21 protein-coding genes are annotated in these 22,552 nt (G+C 70.0%); 12 read left to right on the top strand and 9 right to left on the bottom strand.

Features of this window, described 5'->3' with window-relative positions; all coding sequences use genetic code 11:
* The first annotated feature begins 162 nt into the window (after positions 1 to 162).
* From thyA to EAO78_RS02930, 5 genes are all read left to right on the top strand, one after another.
* Positions 163 to 1,191, top strand: a complete 1,029-nt coding sequence (gene thyA, locus EAO78_RS02950; RefSeq protein ID WP_122104369.1) for a thymidylate synthase — start codon at positions 163 to 165, stop codon at positions 1,189 to 1,191.
* A complete protein-coding gene (locus EAO78_RS02945; RefSeq protein WP_122104368.1) occupies positions 1,191 to 1,814 on the top strand; it encodes a dihydrofolate reductase in 624 nt (207 codons plus the stop codon). The genes thyA and EAO78_RS02945 overlap by 1 nt, the downstream gene beginning before the upstream one ends.
* Before the next feature lie 88 nt (positions 1,815 to 1,902).
* Complete coding sequence (locus tag EAO78_RS02940) at positions 1,903 to 2,679, top strand: competence/damage-inducible protein A (protein ID WP_122104367.1); 777 nt, start codon at positions 1,903 to 1,905, stop codon at positions 2,677 to 2,679.
* Between the two features lie 183 nt (positions 2,680 to 2,862).
* Complete coding sequence (locus EAO78_RS02935) at positions 2,863 to 3,681, top strand: archaeal proteasome endopeptidase complex subunit alpha (protein WP_122104366.1); 819 nt, start codon at positions 2,863 to 2,865, stop codon at positions 3,679 to 3,681.
* 63 nt (positions 3,682 to 3,744) lie between these two features.
* Positions 3,745 to 4,635 (top strand): MOSC domain-containing protein, encoded by an 891-nt coding sequence (locus EAO78_RS02930; protein ID WP_122104365.1) that lies wholly within the window; start codon positions 3,745 to 3,747, stop codon positions 4,633 to 4,635.
* Positions 4,636 to 4,666: 31 nt separating this feature from the next.
* On the opposite strand, the gene EAO78_RS02925 is transcribed toward EAO78_RS02930, so the two are convergent.
* Positions 4,667 to 5,287 (bottom strand): CinA family protein, encoded by a 621-nt coding sequence (locus EAO78_RS02925; protein ID WP_122104364.1) that lies wholly within the window; start codon positions 5,285 to 5,287, stop codon positions 4,667 to 4,669.
* A 147-nt stretch (positions 5,288 to 5,434) separates the two neighbouring features.
* Between EAO78_RS02925 and EAO78_RS02920 the strand changes: the two genes are divergently transcribed.
* A complete protein-coding gene (locus tag EAO78_RS02920; protein ID WP_122104363.1) occupies positions 5,435 to 6,064 on the top strand; it encodes a class I SAM-dependent methyltransferase in 630 nt (209 codons plus the stop codon).
* A gap of 194 nt (positions 6,065 to 6,258) precedes the next feature.
* A complete protein-coding gene (locus EAO78_RS02915; RefSeq protein WP_122104362.1) occupies positions 6,259 to 7,566 on the top strand; it encodes an ABC transporter substrate-binding protein in 1,308 nt (435 codons plus the stop codon).
* 566 nt (positions 7,567 to 8,132) lie between these two features.
* Here the strand turns inward: EAO78_RS02915 and EAO78_RS02910 are convergent.
* The 4 genes from EAO78_RS02910 to EAO78_RS02895 form a co-directional block, all read right to left on the bottom strand.
* Positions 8,133 to 8,837 carry an ABC transporter ATP-binding protein gene (locus EAO78_RS02910; RefSeq protein WP_122104361.1) on the bottom strand — a complete coding sequence of 235 codons (705 nt, stop codon included), beginning with the start codon at positions 8,835 to 8,837 and terminating at the stop codon, positions 8,133 to 8,135.
* Positions 8,834 to 9,649 (bottom strand): ABC transporter ATP-binding protein, encoded by an 816-nt coding sequence (locus tag EAO78_RS02905; RefSeq protein WP_238987611.1) that lies wholly within the window; start codon positions 9,647 to 9,649, stop codon positions 8,834 to 8,836. The genes EAO78_RS02910 and EAO78_RS02905 overlap by 4 nt, the downstream gene beginning before the upstream one ends.
* 191 nt (positions 9,650 to 9,840) lie before the next feature.
* Positions 9,841 to 11,247: a branched-chain amino acid ABC transporter permease gene (locus EAO78_RS02900; protein ID WP_122104359.1), complete on the bottom strand. Its 1,407-nt coding sequence runs from the start codon at positions 11,245 to 11,247 to the stop codon at positions 9,841 to 9,843.
* Positions 11,244 to 12,356 (bottom strand): branched-chain amino acid ABC transporter permease, encoded by a 1,113-nt coding sequence (locus EAO78_RS02895; protein WP_122104358.1) that lies wholly within the window; start codon positions 12,354 to 12,356, stop codon positions 11,244 to 11,246. The genes EAO78_RS02900 and EAO78_RS02895 overlap by 4 nt, the downstream gene beginning before the upstream one ends.
* A 283-nt stretch (positions 12,357 to 12,639) precedes the next feature.
* Here EAO78_RS02895 and EAO78_RS02890 point away from each other — a divergent pair, with 283 nt between their 5' ends.
* The 3 genes from EAO78_RS02890 to EAO78_RS02880 all read left to right on the top strand — a co-directional run bounded on the left by EAO78_RS02890 (position 12,640) and on the right by EAO78_RS02880 (position 14,364).
* Entirely contained in the window at positions 12,640 to 13,593 is a 954-nt protein-coding gene (locus EAO78_RS02890) for an alpha/beta fold hydrolase (RefSeq protein WP_122104357.1), read from the top strand.
* A gap of 64 nt (positions 13,594 to 13,657) precedes the next feature.
* Positions 13,658 to 13,984 carry a cupin domain-containing protein gene (locus EAO78_RS02885; protein WP_122104356.1) on the top strand — a complete coding sequence of 109 codons (327 nt, stop codon included), beginning with the start codon at positions 13,658 to 13,660 and terminating at the stop codon, positions 13,982 to 13,984.
* Positions 13,984 to 14,364, top strand: coding sequence for a rhodanese-like domain-containing protein (locus EAO78_RS02880; protein WP_122104355.1), 381 nt, complete (start codon positions 13,984 to 13,986; stop codon positions 14,362 to 14,364). Before EAO78_RS02885 ends, EAO78_RS02880 begins: the two co-directional genes overlap by 1 nt.
* 99 nt (positions 14,365 to 14,463) lie before the next feature.
* On the opposite strand, the gene EAO78_RS02875 is transcribed toward EAO78_RS02880, so the two are convergent.
* The 4 genes from EAO78_RS02875 to EAO78_RS02860 form a co-directional block, all read right to left on the bottom strand.
* Entirely contained in the window at positions 14,464 to 16,749 is a 2,286-nt protein-coding gene (locus tag EAO78_RS02875; protein ID WP_122104354.1) for a PGF-CTERM sorting domain-containing protein, read from the bottom strand.
* Between the two features lie 258 nt (positions 16,750 to 17,007).
* The gene (locus EAO78_RS02870; protein WP_122104353.1) at positions 17,008 to 17,922 is read right to left on the bottom strand and encodes a Vms1/Ankzf1 family peptidyl-tRNA hydrolase; all 915 of its coding nucleotides are present in this window, start codon (positions 17,920 to 17,922) and stop codon (positions 17,008 to 17,010) included.
* A 63-nt stretch (positions 17,923 to 17,985) separates the two neighbouring features.
* The gene (locus EAO78_RS02865) at positions 17,986 to 18,330 is read right to left on the bottom strand and encodes a DUF5802 family protein (RefSeq protein WP_122104352.1); all 345 of its coding nucleotides are present in this window, start codon (positions 18,328 to 18,330) and stop codon (positions 17,986 to 17,988) included.
* 130 nt (positions 18,331 to 18,460) lie between these two features.
* Positions 18,461 to 18,823, bottom strand: coding sequence for a DUF5518 domain-containing protein (locus tag EAO78_RS02860; protein ID WP_122104351.1), 363 nt, complete (start codon positions 18,821 to 18,823; stop codon positions 18,461 to 18,463).
* A 147-nt stretch (positions 18,824 to 18,970) separates the two neighbouring features.
* Here EAO78_RS02860 and EAO78_RS02855 point away from each other — a divergent pair, with 147 nt between their 5' ends.
* Both EAO78_RS02855 and EAO78_RS02850 read left to right on the top strand, forming a co-directional pair.
* Positions 18,971 to 21,367, top strand: coding sequence for a heavy metal translocating P-type ATPase (locus tag EAO78_RS02855; protein ID WP_122104350.1), 2,397 nt, complete (start codon positions 18,971 to 18,973; stop codon positions 21,365 to 21,367).
* A 61-nt stretch (positions 21,368 to 21,428) separates the two neighbouring features.
* Positions 21,429 to 22,478 carry a hypothetical protein gene (locus tag EAO78_RS02850; RefSeq protein ID WP_122104349.1) on the top strand — a complete coding sequence of 350 codons (1,050 nt, stop codon included), beginning with the start codon at positions 21,429 to 21,431 and terminating at the stop codon, positions 22,476 to 22,478.
* Positions 22,479 to 22,552: the final 74 nt, after the last annotated feature.

Below are 22,552 nucleotides of genomic sequence, written 5' to 3'. Positions count from 1 at the left end.
GCGTCTGGTTAGGTGCTGCGGTCGGACGAACGCGCACGCGGGGGACGACCGTCGGGGCTCGACCCGGAAAGGACGTAATTTATATCGTGTGGCACGATGACCCGATAGACCGATCGCGCCGACGCGCGGCGGCGTCGGGGCCACCACTCACGACACACCACGATGCAACAGTACCTCGATCTCGTCGACGACGCGCTCTCGACGGGCACGTACAAGCCGAACCGGACCGGCGTGGACACCGTCGCGACGTTCAGCGCCGGGTACACCGTCGACCTCGCGGAGGGCTTTCCCCTCCTCACCACCAAACGGATGGACGGCTACCGCTGGAACTCGCTGGTCCACGAGGTGATCTGGTACCTCTCGGGCGAGGAGCACGTCCGGAACCTCCGCGAGGAGACGAAGATATGGGACGCCTGGGCCGACGAGGACGGCCTCCTCGACACCGCCTACGGCCGGTTCTGGCGGCGGTACCCGATTCCGGCCGACGGAGACGGGCTTCCCGGCGAGACGTGGCCCGACGACGCCCACCAGTGGGTGACCGTCGAGGAGACCGCGGACGGCGGAACGCGCCGGACCTTCGACCAGATCGCCTACGTGCTCGACACGCTCGAGGAGAACCCCGACTCCCGTCGGATGGTCGTGAACGCGTGGCACCCGGCGAACGCCGCGACCTCGACGCTGCCGCCGTGTCACTACACCTTCGTCGTCAACGTCCAGGGCGGGAAGCTCAACCTCCACCTCACCCAGCGGTCCGGCGACATCGCGCTCGGCGTCCCGTTCAACGTCGCGGCGTACGCGCTGCTCGCGAACGCGCTCGCGGGACGGACGGGGTTCGAGGTGGGCGAGTTCGGCCACACGATCGTCGACGCGCACGTCTACTGCGGGCAGGGCGACCGAGGGGAGTGGTACGGTGAGAGCCTCTCCGCGCTCCAAGCTCGACTGGCCGACGTCGAGCGGAAGGACGACTATCGCGACGTCAGGGCCTGGCTGGAGGAAACCGCTCCCGCGGAGGCCGACGGCGAGGAGGGATACGACCACGTGCCCGGCCTCCTCGAGCAGCTCTCGCGGGAGCCGCGCGAGCGCCCGCGGATCGAGATCGCGGACGTACCCCTCGACGAACTGACCTACGGCGACGTCGAGGTCGTCGACTACGACTGCGCCGAAGGGATCTCGTTCGCGGTCGCCGAGTGATGACGGGGACCCGACCCCCCGTCGAAGATGCCGACGCCGCCGGTGCCGCCGACGCTGCCGACGCCGCCGACGCGAGCGAGCGCGACGTCGACCCCGAGGACGTGGCGTTCGTCCTCGTCGCGGCCGTCGCCGAGAACGGCGTCATCGGATCGGACGACGGAATGCCGTGGCACTATCCGGCGGACCTCGCGCATTTCAAGCGGCTGACGACGGGCCATCCCGTGGTCCTCGGTCGAGTCACCTACCAGAGCATCGTCGAGCGGCTCGAGGGGCCCCTTCCGGACCGGCCCAACGTCGTGTTGACGACCCGCGAACCGTCGGACCTTCCGGCGGCCGGCCGCGGAGACGGCAACGTCGTCGTCGCGAACGGCGTCGAGGAGGCGGCGGCGCGGGCGCGGACGGTCGCGGTCGACCTCGGCGTCGAGGAGGTCTACGTGATCGGCGGCGCGACCGTCTACGAGGCGTTCCTCCCGCTCGCCAACCGGATGGTCCTGACGGAGATCCCGGGATCCCCCGACGGCGACACGTACTTCCCGGAGTGGGACCGCGACGAGTTCGAGGAAGTCGACCGGGAGACGGAGGGCGACCTCGCGTTCGTCACCTACGAGCGGGCCGAGGCGTGACGAACCGACCACCGGGAGCGTCGAGACGAGCGGCGTCCGCGCGTCGGAACGGGCAACGCCTATGTTCTCGCCGGCCCGAACGCGGACGATGGAAGTCGCGTTGATCACGGTCGGCGACGAGCTGCTCTCCGGCGACACGGTGAACACGAACGCGAACTGGCTCGCGGGACGGCTGGCGGAGCGCGGCGTCGCGGTCGAGCGGATCCTCTCCGTGCCCGACGACCGCGAGACGATCGCCGATCGCGTGGCGACCTACGGCGACGCCTTCGACCGAGTGATCGTCACCGGCGGGATCGGCGGCACGCCCGACGACGTGACGATGGAGGCGGTCGCCGACGCGTTCGGACGCGACCTCGCCGTCTCGGAGCTGACACGCGCCGACGTCGAGGAGCGGCTGGCGGAGATCGCGACGCGGATCCCGGACCGCGACCTGGACGTCGACGTCGACGCGGAGGCCGCGATCCCGGGGGAGAGCCGGCCGCTGTTGAACGACGCGGGGCTCGCGCCCGGCTGCGTGGTCGAGAACGTCTACGTCCTCCCGGGGATCCCGGAGGAGCTGAAGGCGATGTTCGAGTCCGTGGCCGACGAGTTCGCGGGCGAGCGCCGGTCGCGGTTCCTCTACACGGTCGAGCCCGAGGCGAACATCGTCCCCGCGCTCGAGGAGGCGATGGAGCGATTCGACGTCACGGTCGGCTGTTACCCCGACCGCGAGGCGGGCCACAACCGGTTGAAGCTCGTCGGGACGGACGAGTCGGCGCTTTCCGCGGGCGGCGACTGGCTGCTCGCCAACGTCGACGCGAGCGAGACGCCCGTCGCGCGCGATTGGGGTGACGGGGATGCGGACGCGCACGAACCGGACGACTGACGAGGACGCGCACGAACCGGACGACTCGTGCGGCATCGAGAGCGGTTCGGGCGGATCGGGTGGCAGCGCGGCAGACGCGGATCGGAACCGATCGCGTACCGGTTAAGGAGGGTTTTTCAACCGTCCGGCGTAATAAAGGGTAATGAGCGAGCACGTCACCGCGCGAGCGGGTGAGAAGCGATGATGGGCGGCAACGACCAGCAGGCGTACGACCGCGGGACGTCGCTGTTCTCGCCGGACGGGCGCATCTACCAGGTCGAGTACGCCCGCGAGGCGGTCTCGCGCGGCGCGCCGAGCGTCGGCGTCCGGACGGCCGACGGCGTCGTCTTCGTCGCGATGTCGCGGGCGAGCTCGACGCTGATGGAGGCCGAGAGCATCGAGAAGCTCCACAAGCTCGACGAGCACCTCGGCACCGCGAGCGCCGGACACGTCGCGGACGCGCGACAGCTCATCGACCTCGCGCGCCGGCAGGCACAGGGCAACCACCTCCGGTACGGCGAGCCCGTCGGCGTCGAAACGCTGACCAAGTTCCTCACCGACCACATCCAGGAGAACACCCAGCGCGGCGGCACGCGGCCGTACGGCGCGGCGCTGCTCATCGGCGGCATCGACGACGGCGAGCCGCGCCTGTTCGCGGCCGACCCCTCGGGAACCCCCAACGAGTGGAAGGCGACCGTCATCGGCGGCGGGAGACAGGAGATCCAGAGCGTCCTCGAGGAGGAGTGGGAGGAGGGACTCTCGCTCGTCGAGGGGATCGAACTCGGCGTTCGCGCGCTCGCGACCCACGAGGAGGAGTTCGTCCCGGGCGACCTCGCGGTCGCGACGGTGACGGCGGCGGACGGGTACCGCACCGTCCCCGAAGGCGAGGTGCGCGAGGCGTTCGAGGCCGTGGGACTGTCCGCGGACGACGAGGAGACCGCCGACGACGCGGCGGAAGACGACGCCGCTGACGGCGACGCGGACGACGCCGACAGCACCGACGGCGACGCGGACGGGGAGTAACCCCCCGACGACGATCCCGTCCCGCCTCACCATCCTTTTGCCCTCGTCCCGCGAACGACGCGTATGACACGTCTCGACGAACTCGTCGCGTATCCGCTGAAGTCGCTGGACGGGGTCCGCGTCGACCGGGCCGAGCTCGGTCCGCGCGGCGCGCTCCGGGGCGACCGCTCGTACGCGTTCGTGGAGGCCGGCGTCGATCCGGAGGCCGCGTCGGTCGGCGGGGGCGGCGGCTACGTCAACGGGAAGAGCGAACCGGCGATCCATCGGCTACGGGCGAGCTACGAGCTCGCCGGTCCGGCGGACGCGACGCCGACGGCGGTGACGCTGGAGCGACCGGAGAGTGGCGACGCGCCGGCCGGCCAGCGGGCGTTCGCGCTTCCCGACGACGGCGACGCGCTGGCGAGGTGGGTCGGCGAGTACCTCGGCTACGAGGTCGACCTCGTCCGCGAGCCCGCCGGCGGGTTTCCCGACGACCGGGCCGCTCCCGGCCCGACCGTGATATCGGCAGGGACGCTCGAGGCGGTCGCCTCGTGGTTCGACGGGATCGCGGACGCGACGGAGGCAAGCCGCCGGTTCAGGCCGAACGTCGTGCTCGGCGACTGCCCGGCCTTCCTCGAGGACCGACTGTTCGGCGACCACGGAACGGGCGTTCGGTTCTCGGTCGGCGAGGCCGACCTCGTCGGAGTCAACCCCTGTCAGCGATGCGTCGTCCCGTCGCGACACCCCGACACCGCGACCGAGATCGACGGCTTCCGGGAGACGTTCCTCCGGAAGCGCAGGGAGACGCTGCCGGCGTGGACCGAGAGCGACCGGTTCGACCACGACTTCCGGCTCATGGTGAACACGGTCGTCCCGGAGGAGTCATGGGGGGCGGTCGTCGCGGTCGGCGACGCGGTCGAGGTCGGGAACCTCGTCGACGTCGCGGAGACGGACGTCGGAGTCGTCGTCGCGTAGGGGCCGCCCGGGACTTCGCTCCTCCAGCACTTCACCCCTCCAGCTCTCGGATCGCCCGGACGAGTTCCGCGAGCGCGCGGTCGACGCTCGCCCGCTTCACCGCGTCGCGGTCGCTGGAGAACTCCGCCCGGACGCTCCGCGTGAACGATTCCTCCGTCCCCCACGGCGCGGCGTAGGCCACCCCGACGTACACCAGACCGACGGGCTTCTCCGCCGTTCCGCCGCCCGGACCCGCGATCCCGGTGGTCGAGACGGCCCACGTCGTGTCGGCGTGATCGCGGGCACCGGCGGCCATCTCACGGGCGACGGGACCGCTGACCGCGCCGTGTTCGTCGAGCGTCTCGCGGGCGACGCCGAGTTCCTCGCGTTTGGCGTCGTACGCGTAGGTCACGTAGCCGCGGTCGAAGTACGCGCTCGACCCCGGGACGTCCGTCACCGTCGACCCGACGAGCCCGCCCGTCAGCGACTCCGCGGTCGCGAGCGTCTCGTCGCGGTCCGTCAACAGCTCGCCGAGCACCGCCTCGGGCCGGCCCTCGAGCGAACGAACGTCGTCGCCGTGGAGGTCACCCTCGCCGGGGCGGTCAGCCTCGCCGGGGCGGTCAGCCTCGCCGGAGCGGTCGCGGTCGGCGTTCACGTCGGGGTCGTGAGTCATACGGTTCGGTCCGTCCGCGCCGGGCTTGAAACGTCCGGGGGATGCCCGCCTCGGTTCGGGACGGGAACCATCGAGGCGGACCGGAACCACGGAGGCGAGACGGGAACCGTCGAGGAGGTTATCCGCCGGGGTCGGCAACCCGACCCCATGGACGACCACGACGGGACGGGCGACTGGGACGAGCGCTTCGCCTCGGGCGAGTATCCGCGGGACCCCGAGCCGTCGCCGGTGCTGCGTTCGTACGAGCCGTCGATCCCGGACGGTCGGGCGCTCGATCTGGCGACCGGAACCGGGCGGAACGCGCTGTTCCTCGCGGCGGCCGGCTACGAGGTCGACGCGCTCGACGCCTCGTCGGAGGGGCTTCGGATCGTTCGAGAGCGGGCGGCGGAGCGCGGGGTCGAGGACCGGATCGAGACGGTTCACGCCGACGCCAGGGAGCACGAGTTCCCGACGGAACGCTACGACCTGGTCACGGTGAGTTTCTATCACACGCTCGATCGGTTCACGGAGCTCCACGAATCGCTCGTCGAGGGTGGCTACCTCTTCGTCGAGGGACACCTCCGGTCGGCCGAACCGACGCCCTCCGGACCGAGCACCGACCGATACCGGTTCGGAGCGAACGAACTGCTGCGGGCGGGCCTCGGGCTGACCGTCCTCCACTACGACGAGGGGGCCGAGGAACGCCCCGACGACCGCCGGCGGGCGACCGCGCGACTCCTCGCACGCCGGTCCCACGGTTCGCGTCAGTCGTACCCGGAGCGTCCGGACGACAGATGAGGGAACGCCTCTCCATCGGCGGCCCTACGCGGGCGTTCTCGTGGGGGAGATCACGTCAACGGCCGATCATTATCGTTGGATCGAAATTCGAGAGAGTCGAAGGCGGTGGTGTGCAGTAAACACACGTAGTTGACAATATCTCTGAGGATATTGACAGGGATATACTTATCAAAGAGGACCCTATATGGGGGGATATGTCATACCACAAGAGACGGCGTGACGTACTGAAGGGGATCGGTGTCGCCGGGGCGGTCGGCGTCGCCGGCTGTTCGGGGAACGGTGGAGGCGGCGGAAGCGGCGCCCCGGACCTCCTCACGGTCATCGGCTACCCGGAGAGCGGCATCCAGCTCTTCCGTGACTACTACAGCGCGTCCGACGGGGAGGAGGAGATCCTCATCCCGGACGGGCTTCAGGATCCCGCGCTTCCGGGCCAGGTCGGCAACGACATGGCCAACGTCACCGGCACCGCGCCGGCCGCGGGCGGGCCGAACCAGGAGGCGTTCGAAGGGCTGTTCCAGGACGCGTACGACGAGTCGCCCGGCGTGTTCACCTCGCAGTCGTACGACTCGGCGGCGGCGCTCATCCTCGCGAACGTCGCCGCGGGTGAGAACGACGGAACTGCCATCCGCGACCAGCTCCGACGCATCGCGAACCCCGACGGGACCGAGTACGGGCCGGAGGGGTTCCTCGACGCGGTCGAGGCGGCCGCGAACGGCGAGAACATCAACTACCAGGGCGCGTCGAGCGCCGTCAACTTCGACCAGAACGGCGACCCCGCGTCCGCGGCCTACTCCATCTGGGAGTTCCAGGGCCAGGACGCCGACTCGGTCGCAGTGGACGAGACGCAGAACTTCGAGGGCGAGAACCCCGACGGTGCCGGCAACTCCGCCGACGAGTCTCCCGGCGGGTTCGGCCGCGAGGTGAGCGTCGGGATCCTGTTGCCCGAAACCGGCGACCTGGCGTCGACGGGTCAGCCGATGATCCGCGCCGCCGAGCTGCCGGCCCAGCAGGTGAACGACTCCGATCTCGACCTGACGGTCAACGCCCAGTTCGAGGACACCAACACCTCGCCCGACCAGGGTGTCAGCGGCGCGGAGTCGCTGATCAGTTCGGGCGTCCCGGCGGTGTGCGGGACCGCCTCCTCCGGGGTGAACGTCCCTGTCTGTCAGGAGACGCTGATCCCGAACGAGGTCGTCGGTTGTTCGCCGTCCAGCACCGCGCTGTCGGTGACGAACCTCGAGGACGACGACTACATCTTCCGGACCGCCCCGAGCGACCAGCTCCAGGGCCGGGTGATGGCCCAGGTCGCCTCCGAGCGGCTCGAGGCGGAGACCGCCGCGACGCTGTACGTGAACAACGACTACGGACAGCAGCTCTCCGAGCGGTTCGCCGGCGTGTTCGAGGACGAGTTTGACGGAGAGGTGTACGACCAGATCAGCTTCAACATCGGCGAGTCGTCGTACTCCAACGTCATCGAGCAGGCGCTCTCCAGCGGGAACTGACCGGCGGGAGCGACGGGGACCGCTCCGGTCTCGAGTTCCGATCTTTTCGACGGCTTCGACGAACGGGGTGAGCGACCGCTCGACGGATCAACGTGGACCGACGACGGGCTCGTCTGAGGTGGCGTCGTGTTCAGTATCGTGGCGGTGATACGGCCGTGCGAGCGTGTGTGCATATAAGACGGGTTTTCAATGGTGGTCGGAGTGATGAGACCGGGATCGTTGCTGGCGGGGTGAACACCGGCAAAGCCCCACCCCGCACCGTACATCTCCGCACCTCACGCCTCCCCAGCCTCGTCGCTCACTTCGTTCGCGACGTCCCTCGCGGGCGGTTCGCGCCCGCCGGACGCTCACCGGCACGCCACCGCTCGGGCGATCGCTCGTTGCTTTGGCTGTAGTGAGCATCCGCGAGCGCGAGCGAGCGGTTCACCGACGGAGCCGTCGGAGACGGCGGAGTCGGCTTTTTCCCTCCAGGTTTTTCGAGGAGCGGTTCCCGAAGCGAACGCAGTGAGCGAGGGAACCCGACGAGAAAAAGGTGGAAGTAAACCCGACGAGAAAAAGGTGGAGGCTTAGCCCCCGAGGAACTCCCGGCGAACCTCCTCGTCGTTCAACAGCACGGTTCCCTCGTCCTCGTACCGATTCTGACCGTTCGAGAGCACGTAGCCGCGGTCACAGCGTCTGAGCGCCTCCTTGGCGTTCTGTTCGACCATCAGGATCGCCGTGCCCGTCCCGTTGATCTCGTCTATCTTGTCGAACATCTCGTCGACGAGGTCGGGCGCGAGTCCCGCGCTGGGCTCGTCGAGCAACAGGAGTTCCGGATCGAGCATCAGCGCGCGCCCCATCGCGAGCATCTGCCGCTGGCCGCCGCTCATGGTCCCCGCGCGTTGCTCCTTCCGCTCTTCGAGGATCGGGAACCGGTCGTACACCGTTCCGAGCGCGTCCTGTGGGACTTCATCGAGGATGTACGCGCCCATCTCGAGGTTCTCCTCGACGCTGAGCTCCGCGAAGACGTTCTCGTTCTGCGGGACGTATCCGAGTCCCTTGTGGATGACGTCCTCCGGTTTCGTCCCGCTGATGTCCTCGCCGTCGAACGTCACCGTCCCGCCCATGTGGGTCGTCAGCCCGAAGACCGACTTCATCACGGTCGACTTGCCGGCCCCGTTCGGGCCGACGATCGTGACGTACTCCTCGTCGTCGACGTCGAGATCGACGTCGGTGAGGATCTGGAGGTCGCCGTAGCCGGCGTCCAGATCGCGGACCTCGAGCAGGCTCATACCTCACCCCCGAGGTACGCCTCGATGACCTCCTCGCTCTCCTTGATCTCCGCCGGCGTCCCGTCCTTCAGGACGCGGCCCTGGTGCATGACGATGACCCGCTCGCAGTTGTTCATGATGAGGTCCATGTCGTGTTCCACGATGAGGAACGTGTACCCCTCCTCGCGTAGCTCGTGGATGTGTTCGAGAAGGCGCTTCTCCAGGGAGGGGTTGACCCCGGCGAACGGCTCGTCGAGGAGCAGCATGTCGGGGTCGGTCAACAGCGCGCGGGCCATCTCGAGCAGCTTCCGCTGGCCGCCGGAGAGGTTGCCCGCGTACTCGTCGGCGAGGTGGTCGATCTCGAAGAACTCGAGCACCTCCCAGACGCGGTCGAGCTGTTCGGTCTCCTGTTCGCGCACCGCCTCGCGAGTGATCGGCATCACCGACCGCCACAGCGACTCGCCGATCTGCCCCTTCGGCGCGAGCATCATGTTCTCGAGGACCGTCATCTCCTCCAGCTCCCGGGCGATCTGGAACGTCCGTGCGAGCCCCTGGTTCGCGATCTCGTGCGGTTCGAGCCCGGTGATCTCCTCGCCGTTGAACCGGACCGTCCCCGCGTCGGGCTCGAGCATGCCGGTGATGAGGTTGAACGTGGTCGACTTGCCGGCCCCGTTGGGACCGATGAGCCCGGTCAGCGTTCCCGCCTCGACGTCGAAGCTGACGTCGTCGACGGCGACGATGCCGCCGAACGTCTTCCGAAGCCCCTCGACCTCGAGGGGGGTCGATCCGGTCGGCACGTCCGCGTCCTCCGGTGAGCCGCCCTCGGGCGTCATCGAGCCGTCTTCGATCGTCATCGAGTCGCCTGCGGGCGTCTCCGGGCTCTCATCGGTCGAGTTCTCGTTCGTCGAGCCCACGTCCGACGGCGATCCGTCCTCGACCGGTTCCGAGCCGTTCTCGGTCGGTGTGTCCTCGAGCGGTTCGTCGGTCGACGCCGATCCGTCGGCGGTGGTGTCGTCGCTCTCGCTCATCGCTTCTCGCCTCCGTCGGCGGCCGCGGCGTCGTTCGCGTCCCTACCACCCGGTCGCGAGAGGTCGACGCTCGAGGCCGTCTCCTTGCGGTGGCCGAGCAGTCCCTCCGGGCGGTTGTGCATCAGCCAGACCAACACCACGCCCATGATGACGAGCCGGAGCTGGCTCACGCTGTCGAGCGTGTACAGGACGAACGGAACGGGGTCGAGCGAGGCCATCGGCGCGACCGCGGTGCCGAAGTTCCCCGGCGCGTCGCCGAGCTCGAACGCGGTCTCGATGAGGTTCTTCATGTACCGTGGACCCTCGTACAACAGCCCGGCGAAGATCGCGCCGCCGAGGAAGCTGCCGGTGTTCGAGCCCGCGCCGCCGATGATGAGCGCGATCCAGATGAAGAACGTGATGTTCGGCCGGAACGAGGGCGGCGTGATGCTCCCGCGGCTTGAGTACCACAGGATCCCGCCGAGCCCCATCAGCGCGGAGCCGAGCACGAACGCCGTGAGCTTGAAGCGGTCGGTGTCCTTCCCGAGCGCGTTCGCGACGTCCTCGTCCTCGCGGATCGCCTTCAGGACGCGCCCGAACGGCGACTTTCCGACCCGCGAGAGCAGGAGGTAGAACAGTCCGACGCCGACGAGCAGCAGGAGCCCGTAGACCAGCCCGTCGATCACGGGCTTCGGGTTGTTCGAAATGAGCGTTCGCTGGACGAACCCGACGAACCCGAGGTACGGCTCCCAGAGGAACAGCGTCCGGAGCAGCGCCTCGAGCGGGTCGGGGTAGTTCAGGATGAGCCCGCCGCCGCCGCCGAGACCGACCGTGTCCGCGGCGGGGTCGAAGCTGAACAGCTGGACGCCCGCGACCGTGAGGTCGATCGTGTCCGGGACGGTGTACGACTGGAACGTCCGGGACATCATCGTGAACCGGACGATCTCCGAGAACGCCACCGTGACGATGGCGAGGTAGTCGGCCCGCAGCCGGAGCGCGGGCAGCGCCACCAGGAGCCCGAACAGGGCCGCAACCACGACGCCGGCGACGACGCCGACGCCGAGCGGGAGCCCGAACCCGCCGACCTGTGCCGCGCCGCCCTGTGCGACCGGCGGCTTCGAGACGAGCGCCGTGACGTAGACGCCGATCCCCATGAAGCCGACGATGCCGATGTTGAACAGCCCGGTGTACCCCCAGTGGAGGTTCAACGCCAGCGCGAGCATGCCGAACACGCCGATGTAGAACGTGAGGTTCGCGATCGAGTTCAGCTGTCCGCGGAGCCCGTAGCCGAACGCGACCCCCGCGAGGACGTACGCCAGGTAGATCGCTCCGAGGACCGCGAGCACGAGCGTCGCGTCGCCGTCGAGGAGGCGGTCGATCCGCCCGCGGACGTCGACGGCGTCAGCGTCAGTTTCGTCGCTCATGCCGTGGTCCTCCCGCTGAAGATGCCCGACGGTTTGAACAGTAGGATCACGATCATCACCATGAACGCGGCGGCCCGGCCGAACTCGGAGGGGATCCAGATCACGGACACCGAGGCGGTCAGCCCGATGACGATGCCGCCGCCGATCGCCCCGTAGATCGATCCGATGCCGCCGAGGATGACCGCGGCGAACACCAAGAGCAACAGGAGCCACCCGTCGTTGAACCCGAGCGTCCCCTTCCAGAGGACGAACATGTATCCCGCGACGCCGGTGAGCCCCGCGCCGACGATCCACGTCGTGCGGATGACCTGCTCGGTCGGGATCCCCGTGATCCGTGCGAGGTCCTCGTTGTCGGACATCGCACGCATCGCCTTCCCGAGTTTGGTGCGCTGTAAGAGCAGGTGCACGCCGAGCATGAGGCCGCCCGCGACGACGATCAGCGAGACGTCGTGAGCGGTGATCCGGAAGGTCCCGTCGAGCGCCGGAACGTTCACCCGCGGGACGGATCCCGCCGCGGTGGTTCCCCGAACGCCGGCACCGAAGACGAACTGGATGAGGTACCGGAGCGCGAACGCGACGCCGATGCTCGTGATCAGGAGCGCGATCCCGCTCTCGTCGCGGATCGGCTTGTACACGAACCGGTCGATCGCGAGCGCGAGCGCGATCGTCGAGGCCCCCGCGACGATCGCCCCGAGGGCGACCGCGACCGGCGACGTGGTGACGCCGATCCCGATCGCGCCGCCGAACACCGATCCGCCCGCCCCGACGAGCAACAGCGCGCCGACGCTGTTCTCGCCGATCCCCGCGATGAGGTAGCTGGTGGCCATTCCGGCGAACGCCCCGCTGGTGAGGTAATCGCCGTGTGCGAAGTTCGCGAAGTTGAGAATGCTGTACGTCATCGAGAGTCCGATACCCGCCAGACCGATTATCAGCCCCCGAAGCAAGCCGTCCCAGACGAGGGACGCGAGACTGCTGACCCGGATCCCACCCGTCGCGAGCCCGCTCACGAGGGTCCAGGCCATCCACAGGGCCACGAGAACGACCCCGATGGCGAGGGGTTCCTCGCCGAGGGATCGGCGGTATCGGACGTACGTTTCAGAGATATTCACGTGATAACACTCCTCAGGATACCGTGTGAAATCAACGTATAAGACGCTTTCTACCTCTCGTCCGGCTCGGCGGGGCGAGGCCACACGTTCGACCGCGGAGACCGCGTTTCGACGGTATCTCTGACCTCGATTCAGCTCGGTAGGTCCGCGGTCGAACGTCGAGGATCGGGATCGCTGGCCAGGACTGCCGGCTGGAGCCATCGGCTGGGACCGTCGGTCGGAATCGACGGACGCCACGGAACCGCCGGCGTAGCTATTAGTCGTCAGGGGCCGACCGCCCGGTATGGTCGACGGTACCGGAAACGACGTGACGGAGGCGACGCCCCCCGTCGAGGTCCCGGCCGACGAGATCCCCGAGGGAGTTCCGGGAACGTCACGGGCGATCGAGACGAACGGCGTCCGCCTCCACGTCGTCGAGGCGGGTCCCGATGACGGGAAGCTGCTCGTCCTCCTCCACGGATTCCCGGAGTTCTGGTACGGCTGGCACGAGACGATCGCGTCACTCGCGAACGCCGGCTACCGGGTCGTCGTCCCCGACCAACGCGGGTACAACCTCTCGGAGAAGCCGCCCGAAGTCGCCGACTACCGGATCGACGAGCTCGCCCGAGACGTGGTGGGGCTGATCGACGCCTACGGCCGGGAGGAGACGGCGGTTGCCGGCCACGACTGGGGTGCCGCGGTCGGCTGGTGGCTCGCGCTCCATCACGCCGACCGCGTCTCGGAGCTCGTCGCCGTCAACGTCCCGCATCCCACCGTCTTCGAGCGGGCGCTCCGGAACTCCTGGCGACAGCGCCGAAAGAGCTGGTACGTGCTCGCCTTCCAGATCCCCCGGCTGCCGGAGGCGGTCGCGCGCGCCGGAAACTGGCGGATCGGCGTGCGGACCCTGCGTGAGACGAGCGATCCGGGGACGTTCGGCGAGGACGACTTCCGGCGCTACCGCCGGGCGTGGAACCGTGACGGCGCGTTCGAGGCGATGGTGAACTGGTATCGGGCGATCGTCCGCGATCGCCCGGAGCCCGCCACGTCCCGCGTCGAGGTCCCGACTCTCGTGATCTGGGGCGCGGACGACCCGTTTCTCGAGAAACGGCTGGCCGGCGAGAGCGTCGACTACTGCGCTGACGGACGCCTCCTCACGATCGATGACGCGACCCACTGGGTGATCCACGAGGACCCCCACCGCGTCGCGAAGGCGGTCGCGGACCACGCCGACCCGCTGCCGCCCGGCGCGCGCGAGTGAAGGGGCGGGGGGCGGACTCGCCTCCGACGACGCGTTTTAACCCCCGCGGCCCGACCGCTCTAGTATGACGCTCGACAGATACGCCGACGCAGTCGGCGACCTCGACCCCGCCGAGGGGGAGGTCGCCACCGCGGAACTCGTCGTCGCCGACGACGTCCTCGTGAAGGCGTTCGTCCTCGCGCCCGGGAGCGAGATCGACCCCCACGAACACGCGGACGCGACGAACGTCTTCCACGTCCTCGAGGGCGAACCGACCGTGGTCCGGGAGGGGGAATCCGAACGCCTCGCCGCGCCGGCGGTCGTCCACAACGCCCGCGGGGACGTCCACGGGGCCCGAAACGACGCCGACGAGCGCGCCGTGCTCACGGCGAGCCTCTGCCCGCTCCCGTAATGGACGGAGAGATCGATCCGGCGGGGCTGGCCGCGCTGCTGGAGGAGGGCGAGGACGTTCGGATCGTCGACATCCGCGACGGGCGGGCGTTCGGCCGGGGCCACGTTCCGGACAGCGAGTCGATCCCGTTTCCCGAGTTGACCACCCGGGTCGCCGAGCTGGAGGGCGCGGACCGGATCGTGACGGTCTGTCCGCACGGCATCGCGAGCCGGCAGGCCGCCCAGCTGATCGGCAGCTACGAGGGAACGGCGAACGCCCGCGTCGAGAGCCTCCGCGGCGGGATCGAGGCGTGGCAGGAGGAGGGGCGCGAGCTGGAGACGGCGGACGAGGACGGCGACGGCCCCGGCGAGGACGACGAGGGTCCCGACGCGCCGTTCTGAGTAGCCGAGGCCGTCGGGAGGTGACTTCGGGACGCGAGGATCGAGCAAACCCCGAGGATCGACCGAAAACGGTGGACTAACCGCGTTCGCGTCGATCGCTCACTCCCGTCCACGTCGTGCCGATACCCCGACCAGCGAGAGCAACGCGACGAGCGCGACGACCGGACCGAAGCCGGGGATCCCGTCGTCGGTGAGGCCGTCGGCGGCGCTCCCGCCGTCGTCCGCAGATCCGTCGGATCCCTCGTCACCATCCGTCGAACCATCGACGTCGTCCTCGGTCGAACTCCCGGAATCGCCGTCGTCGCGGTCGATGGCCACGGTCGTCGAGGCCTCGTCGGCGGGACCGACGACGCTCACGGTCGCGGTGTCCGCGTCTCCCGACCCGGGGACGGGTACCGCGCGCTCGACCGTCGTCTCCGCGTCGGCGTCCAGCCGAACGGGGTCGGTGCCGACCGTCTCGCCGTCGACGCGGAACTCGAGGTCCGACCCGGCGGGGATCGACGCGTCGTTGCCGACGGTCGCGGTCACGGTCACCGATCCACCGGGGGACACCCGGTCGACGTCGGTGGAGACCCCGCGAACCAGCGGGTCGGCGGGCTCGGAGACGACGACGGTGAGCGTCTCGCCGCCGACACGGACCGTGTACTCGCCGGGCTCCGCGAAGGCGTGTTCGAAGCGCTCCGTCGTCGCCTCGCCCGCGCCGACGGTCCCGTTCCGCGTTTCGACCGTCTCCCCGCCGACCGAGAGCGAGAGGTCGTAGGCCCCCTCGACGCCGCCGGTGTTCGAGACGTCGACGCCGAGCGCGAGCGTCTCGCCCGCGACGAGCCGGACCGGGTCGACGTCGACGGAGCGGTTCCGGTACTCGCCGGTCGCGCGGACGCCGTCGTCGGCGAGGCCGTACCCGATCTGCGCGGGCGTCCCGCCGAACGCCTCCGTATGGGCGTCCCGGTCCCACATCTCCGGGGGATCGTCCGTCGCCGTCAGCCGCTCGGCCGCCGCGCGGACCTCGTCGGCGGCCTCGTCGTCGCCGCCCGCTCCCGCGGCCGCCTCGACCGCGTCGAGGAAGTCGCGGTTCGTGACGGGCTCGGCGTCGTCGTTGAGTTCGCGGAAGACGGTCGCCAGCGACGCGCGCCCGTCGCTGGCGAGGCGGATACGGCGGTCGATCTCGCCGGCGACGAGCGCCCCCTTGGTATAGGGGGCGTTGGCGCGCCAGGTCCCCGGCTCGGCGAGCGTCGAGGAGGCGGCCGGGTCGCGCTCGCCGCGCGCGAGCGTCCGTTCGAAGCTCTCGAAGTCGGTCGCGCCGCGGTCGAGCGCGAACAGCGCGGCGTAGTAGGTCGCGCTCGCCTCGGTGAACCACCGGGCGCTCGGGTCCGCCGGATCGGTCGTGTACGCCTGACGGGTGTGAACGTACTCGTGGGTCCACACGTCGTCGGCGGTCCCGGCCGGCTCCCCGTCGCGAACCCACAGGTCGGCGTCGCCGGTCTGGAGCCCGCGGACCCCCCACGTCACGTCGCCGGTGGGCGCGGCGACCGCGAACACCTCGTCGTCGACCGCGCCGACCCGGAGGTTCCGCTCGGCTCCCGCGAAGACGTCGAACACCGCCTCGGGGGTCGCCTCCATGTCGGCCGCCTCGGGTTCGATCAGGCGGTACCGCGCCTCGTCGCCCTCCCGCACGTGCTCCTCGTGGGGACCGAGGAACGCCATCGCCTGGGAGGCGACGCCCTCGCCGTCGACGACGTTCTCGCGGTCGACTCTGACCTGCGTCCCAGTGTAGGAGATCCTGAGCCGTGGCGTCCTGACGAGGGCCCACTCGCCCGTATCGACGAAACGATAGGTGCCGCCGGTCGCGAGCGGGCCCGACTCCTCGACCGAGACGTTCGCGTCCATCCGGTAGGTGATCGACGGGGCCTCGGTCTCGCCGTCCCAGACCCAGACCTCCTCGTCACCCGCCGCGTCGTCGTCGCGTTCGAACCCGTCGGTCTCGATGGGGTCGTCATTCGCGGTCAGGAGGTCGAGTTCGAGCTCCCCGACGGAGTCGGGGATCCGTGTCGTGGTCGTGACCCCGACGGTCCCGGCCTCGTCGGTCGCGGACAGCGCGTGTTCGACGTGGATCGTGTCGTCGTCGACGTCCGCGGACCCATCCGTCCCGGCCAGCGATCCGGTCCCGGTCGCTCCGGCCGGCCCGGTCGTGACGGTCCACTCGTCCCCGGTCCCGCTCACGGCCGAGGGATCCGTAGACTGGACGGGTGCCGAGTCGCTCTGGGACGAGAGATCGCCGGGGTCGACGCTCGAAGCCCCGCCGACGGCGACGACGCCGAGGAGAAGCGAGACGGTCAGCAACGCGACGACGACCGCACGAACGCCGGACGACCCCAACCGATGCATGGACGATAACCGTCCGTCCCCGGTTTAGTACTGTCCCTCTAAGGGGGTCGAAGCGACTCGAAGCGGCGCGTCCGCTCGGATCGAAAGGGGGAGGGAGCGTGTGACAAGTCCCTCCACGGGGAATTACGCGGGCAAGTACCATAGTTATTGGCACGTTTTTCCGGTTTCGCTCGCGTCCGTGAAGGACCCGGCGAGCGGGACGGACGGGGGCTCGAGGCGAGCGAAGGGGAGGTTCGGCGGACGACGGTTCGAGTCGGATCAGATCGCACGGACCCGAACGGTCCAGAAGTCACGGAACGCGTCCTCGAGGGCCGCTTCCGGGCTGCCCGTCGCGTCGGTCACGTCCGTCTGGTCGGCGAGGTCCCGAAGCTCCCCGAGCACGCTCCGCTCGCCGACGACGATCGTCCGGTCGACGGTCCCGTCGCCAGCGACGTCCCCGAGGTCGGCGAGGGCGTCGCGGGCGCGTTCGAGGTGTTCGTCGATCTGTCCGTCGCGCCGGCGTTCGAAGCGTCCCTGCGAGAACCCGCCCTTGGAGTGGGCGCCCTTCACGTCGGAGGTGAACCCCTCGAAGTCGACCCGCTCGTCGCCCTCGTAGACCCCCAGCGCGAACGTGTCCGACCGGACCAGCGCGAACGCGAAGCGGCCGGCGGGGCGGAACCACTCGACCGGGAGCCGGGGGCCGTCGCTCCACCGGTCGAACGGCTCCGGCTCGATCGGCGCCGAGAGCGCGGCGCTCACCGCGCCCGTGTCGTCGGCGACGACGACCGCGGGCGCGGCCCGCCGGACGAGCGCTGTGCGGTCGCCGAAGTGCTCGCCGACGCTCTCCGGGACCGTGCCGTCGGGGACGAACGCGGTGAGCACGCCCTCGGGATCGTCGCTCTCGACCCCCCGGAGCCGGCCGAGAACGTCGGCGAGGCGGGATCCGTAGGCGTCGCTCACGCGTCGAAACTCGACGGTCTCCTCGTCGCCTTCGGTCCGCTCGACGCGGTCCTCGAGCGACTCGATCCGCGACTCGAGCCGGTTGACGCGCTCCTCCGCGCGCTGGCGGTCCGCGACCGCGTCCGACCGCCGCTCCTCCTCGGCTTCCGTGCGTCGCTCGAGGTGGCGCTTCTCCTCTTCGAGTTCCTCGATCCGCTCCTTCAACTCGGCGCGGCCGAGCAGCCGGTCGATCATGGAGGGAGGTCCCGTGCCGTCCTCAAAGGTGCGTCGGCCTCGAGTTCGGGCGGGGGACTCGGTTCAGGCGTCGACGTACGGTTCCCACCCCTCCCAACGGAGGAGGTTCTCCGCGCGGTCGGCGTCCGCCAGCAGGACGTTCCGTCTGGACGGCAGGTCGTCGTCCGCGATCGAGCGCGGGACGGCGAGCGTTCCGCTCGGGATCCCCTCGTCGCCGGCGACCGGGATGTGGCCCGAATCGAGCTTCATCACGAGGGGCGCGTCGAGTCGCTCGACTCCCTCGCCGTCCGCGTACAGCTGCTCGTTGACCCGCTCGTGGTCGGCCCGCTGGATCGCGGCCCGGTCGTCGTCGTGGGGTTCCACGTACAGTTCGCCCAGGTAGTACCCGCTGGAGAAGCGTTCGAACATTCTGTGCGTGTTATCCTCTGCCACGATCACATATAAGCGTTACTCGCCGTGATCGATCGTGATGTTTGGCCCGTGACGACCGGGAGCGAGCATCGAGAGCGAGTTTCGTTCGGGACGCGAGTCCCGAGCCTCACTCGCCGAGGACGCCGCCGATCGCGCCCGCGAGCGCCGAGTCGATCGCGAAGAGGAGGGTGAGGAGGAGTCCCACGACGAGGACGCCCGCGCCGCCGAGCAGTCCGCCGAGAGGGCCACCGGCGAGGCCGACGAGCCCGCCGAACGCCGCGAGCAGCAGGGTGACGACTATCCCGCTCACGGAGCCGGCGAGCAGGCCGTGCCAGGTCCCGGAGAGCAGCCCGCCGCCGGCGACGTACCCCGCGACGAACCCGCCGATCAGCCCCGCGCCCACGTGCCCGATCACCGGTGCGAACGTCGCCAGCAACCCGGCGAGTACCATGACGACGAACCCGTAGCCGACGGCGCGCCAGTCGGTCATGTCCGCCGGTAGCCGGCCCGCGGATAAATACTCGCCGTCGTCCAGTCGTTCGTTGTTAAATTCAAATACATAAATATGAACTACTTATAAATATACGGCCGATCATGGCAGATGGATTAATAACCGTGGATCGGTTAGACACCGCCAATGAGCGAACGAGCGGAAACGAACGACGACGGTGACGGGACCGCGGCGGACGCCGCTGAACCCCACGGCTCCGAACTCCGGTTGACCGTCCCCGACATGGACTGTGCGTCCTGCGCGGGGAAGGTCGAGGGAGCCCTCGACCGCGAGGGCGTCCTCGCCGTCGACACGCGGCCGACCACCGGGATCGTCGTCGTCACCCACGATCCGGCGGTCCTCGACGTCGACGCGATCGTCTCCGCGGTCGAGGGCGCGGGCTACGACGTCGCCGACGCGGACGCCGACACGGTCGCCGACGACCTGTGGCGAACCCCCCGAGCGATCACGACCGCGGTCGGCGGCGCGTTCCTCGCGGTCGGGCTCGTCCTCGAGTGGTTCCTGCCGGGAGTGAATCCCGCCATCGCGACGATCGGCGAGGGCGTCGGCCTCGTCGGTCCGTGGGAGCTGTCCGGCGCGTCGATCGCGTACCTGCTCGCGATCGCGGTCGCGGCCCCGCCCATCCTGCGGAACGGCTACTACTCGCTGCGGGGTTTGAGCCTGGACATCGACCTCCTGATGTCGGTCGGGGTGGTCGCGGCCCTGCTCATCGATCTCCCGTTCGAGGCGGCGACGCTCGCGGTGCTCTTCTCGACCGCGGAGCTTCTGGAGCGCTTCTCGATCGACCGCGCGCGCACCTCGCTGCGCGAGCTGATGGAGCTGTCGCCCGACGAGGCGGTCGTGATCCGTAACGGCGAGGAGGGGACCGTGCCGGCCGCGGCGGTCGCCGTCGGCGAGCGGCTCGCCGTCCGGCCGGGCGAGCGCGTCCCCCTCGACGGGGTCGTCCGCGAGGGCTCGGGCGCGGTCGACGAGTCGCCGATCACGGGCGAGTCGGTCCCGGCGGAGAAGGAGCCGGGCGACGAGGTGTACGCGGGCTCGATCAACGAGGCGGGCTACCTGGAGGTCGAGGCGACCGCGCCCGCCGAGGAGTCCACCATCGCGCAGGTGGTCGAGCTCGTCGAGGCGGCCAACGGCGAGGAGACCCGCGCCGAGCGGTTCGTCGACCGGTTCGCGGGCGTCTACACGCCGATCGTCGTGACCGCGGCGGTCGCGACGGTCGTCCTCGGCACCCTCGTCGTCGGCGGCCCGGCCGAGACGTGGTTCGTCCGCGGGCTCACCCTGCTCGTGATCGCGTGTCCGTGCGCGTTCGTCATTTCGACCCCCGTCAGCGTCGTCTCCGGCGTGACCGCCGCCGCGCGAAACGGCGTCCTGATCAAGGGCGGGGAGCACCTGGAGGCGACCGGCGACGTCGACGCCGTCGCCGTCGACAAGACGGGAACGCTCACGACCGGCGAGCTCGCGGTCACCGACGTGATCCCGCTCGGCGCGACCGACGCCCCCGACCTGCTCGCGTGCGTGACCGCGCTGGAACGTCGGAGCGAACACCCCGTCGCGGAGGCGATCGTGGCGTACGGGGAGGGTTCCATCAAGGGCGACGCCGCCGACCGCGACGTGACCGGGTTCGAGGCGCTCGCCGGGAAAGGGGTCCGGGCGGAACTCGACGGCGAGACGCACTACGCCGGCAAGCCGTCGCTGTTCGAGGGTCTCGGCTTCGATCTCGGGCACGCCCACGTCCGAACCGACGGCGGAACCCTCGAGGGGCCGGCGGAGACGAACGAGAGCGACGAGCCCGACCGGCTCGACGACCCCGCCCCCTGTGAACACGGCGAGTACCTCGACCTGGCCGGCGAGACGATCCCGCGGCTCCAGGCCGCGGGCAAGACGGTCGTGCTGGTCGGTACCGAGGAGCGGCTGGAGGGCGTGATCGCGGTCGCGGACGCGGTCCGGCCGGAGACCGCGTGGGCCGTCGACCGGCTTCACGACCTCGGGATCGAGCGCGTCGTGATGCTCACCGGCGACAACGAACGGACCGCCCGCACGATCGGCGAGACCGTCGGCGTCGACGAGGTCCGTGCGGAGCTCCTGCCGGACGAGAAGGTCGCCGCCGTCCGTGAGATCGCCGCGGAGAGCGACGGCGGGGTCGCCATGGTCGGCGACGGGATCAACGACGCTCCCGCGCTGGCGGCCGCGGACGTGGGGATCGCGATGGGGGCGGCCGGCACCGACACCGCCCTCGAGACCGCTGACGTGGCGCTCATGGCCGACGACCTGACCCGGCTCCCGTACGTGATCGACCTCTCGGCGCGCGCCGGGCGGACGATCCGGACGAACATCGGCGCGTCGCTCGCCGTGAAGGCGCTGCTCGCGGCGGGCGCGCCCTTCGGGTACGTCACCGTCGCGATGGCCGTGATCGTCGGCGACATGGGGATGAGCCTCGGCGTCACCGGCAACGCGCTTCGGCTCGGAAACGTCGAGCCCGCTGAGCCGCCACAGGCGAGCGAACCGGCCGAGACCGCGGCGTAGCCGAACGGGGTCCTCGACGGCGGTCAGTTTTAACCCCGCGTCGCGCGTACCGGGATCCGAGATGCCCTCCGAGAGCGGCTCCGCCGCCGAACCGACCGAGCCGGCAGCGGCGGCCGAGCCGACGGAGTCGACCGAGTCGACCGAAGGAACCGATCCGACCGAGTCGGCGGGGACGACCGAACCGGCGGAACCGGCGACCGACTTGGACTCGCAAGCGGATCCCGGAGCGGCTCCGATCCACGACCCGATCGAGTGGGGACCCGTCCGCCACGACCGGCTCCGATCGGTCGCGCTCGGGGTAGGGCTCGTCGTCGCGGTCGGTCTCTTCGCCATCGTCGCGGTCGTCGCCGTCGCCGTGGCGGGTGCGGCGTGGAGCGCGGCGACCGGCGGCGGAACGCCCGGGGGCAGCGATCTGTGGGTGCTCGCCCTGTTGCTTCTCGTCGGCGGCCCGTTCTCGCTCTTCTACCTCCTGATAGCCTACGATAGATCGACCGAGGGGGCCCGTGAGACGCTCCGGTCGGCGTTCGGCGACTACTCGCTCTCGCGGGAGTCGATACGCCCGCGCTGGGTGCTCGCGGGTGCCGCCCCGTTCGGCGCGCTCTGGGTGTGGGGTCCCTCGCCGGCCGAACTCGGGTTCGCCTACCTGTTCCCGCTGATCTGGTTCCTACCGGTGCTGGCCGGCTCGAGGGGGACGTCGATCCGGCTCGACCCCGCGGAACGCGTCGTCGAGCGGACGTATCACACCCACGACCGGAGCCGAAGCGACGACCTCGACTCCGTGATCCGGACCCGCCGGATCGACCTGCCGTGGACGACGCTGTTCCTGTTGGCGTACCGCGGGAACGCCTGGTACCGCTCGACGCCCTGGTTGTTCGTCCCGACCGGGCGAGCCGACGAGGTCGAGGCCGCACTCGAGAGCGTTCTCGCTCGCTCTCCGGGGCCCGACCGCGCGAGCGTGCCCGAACGGGTCACCCTGGCGGTCCTCGGGAGCAGTTCGCTCGTCGTCGGTCTGGCGATGTCCGTCGCGGGCGCGGACGGGGGCGGGGTCGCGTTGGGGCTGCTCTCCGCGCCGTTCACCCTGCTGTTCCTGGCGCTCGCGGCACGGCTGTGACTCGTCGTCGATCGACCCGGATCTCCTCGTCGGATCTCCCTCACCGGACGACTCAAATAGCCGTACGCCCTACT

It is taken from the genome of Halobellus captivus (genome assembly GCF_003697845.1).
Lineage (GTDB): Archaea > Halobacteriota > Halobacteria > Halobacteriales > Haloferacaceae > Halorubrum > Halorubrum glutamatedens.
This window is presented reverse-complemented; position numbering and strand designations above follow the sequence as displayed.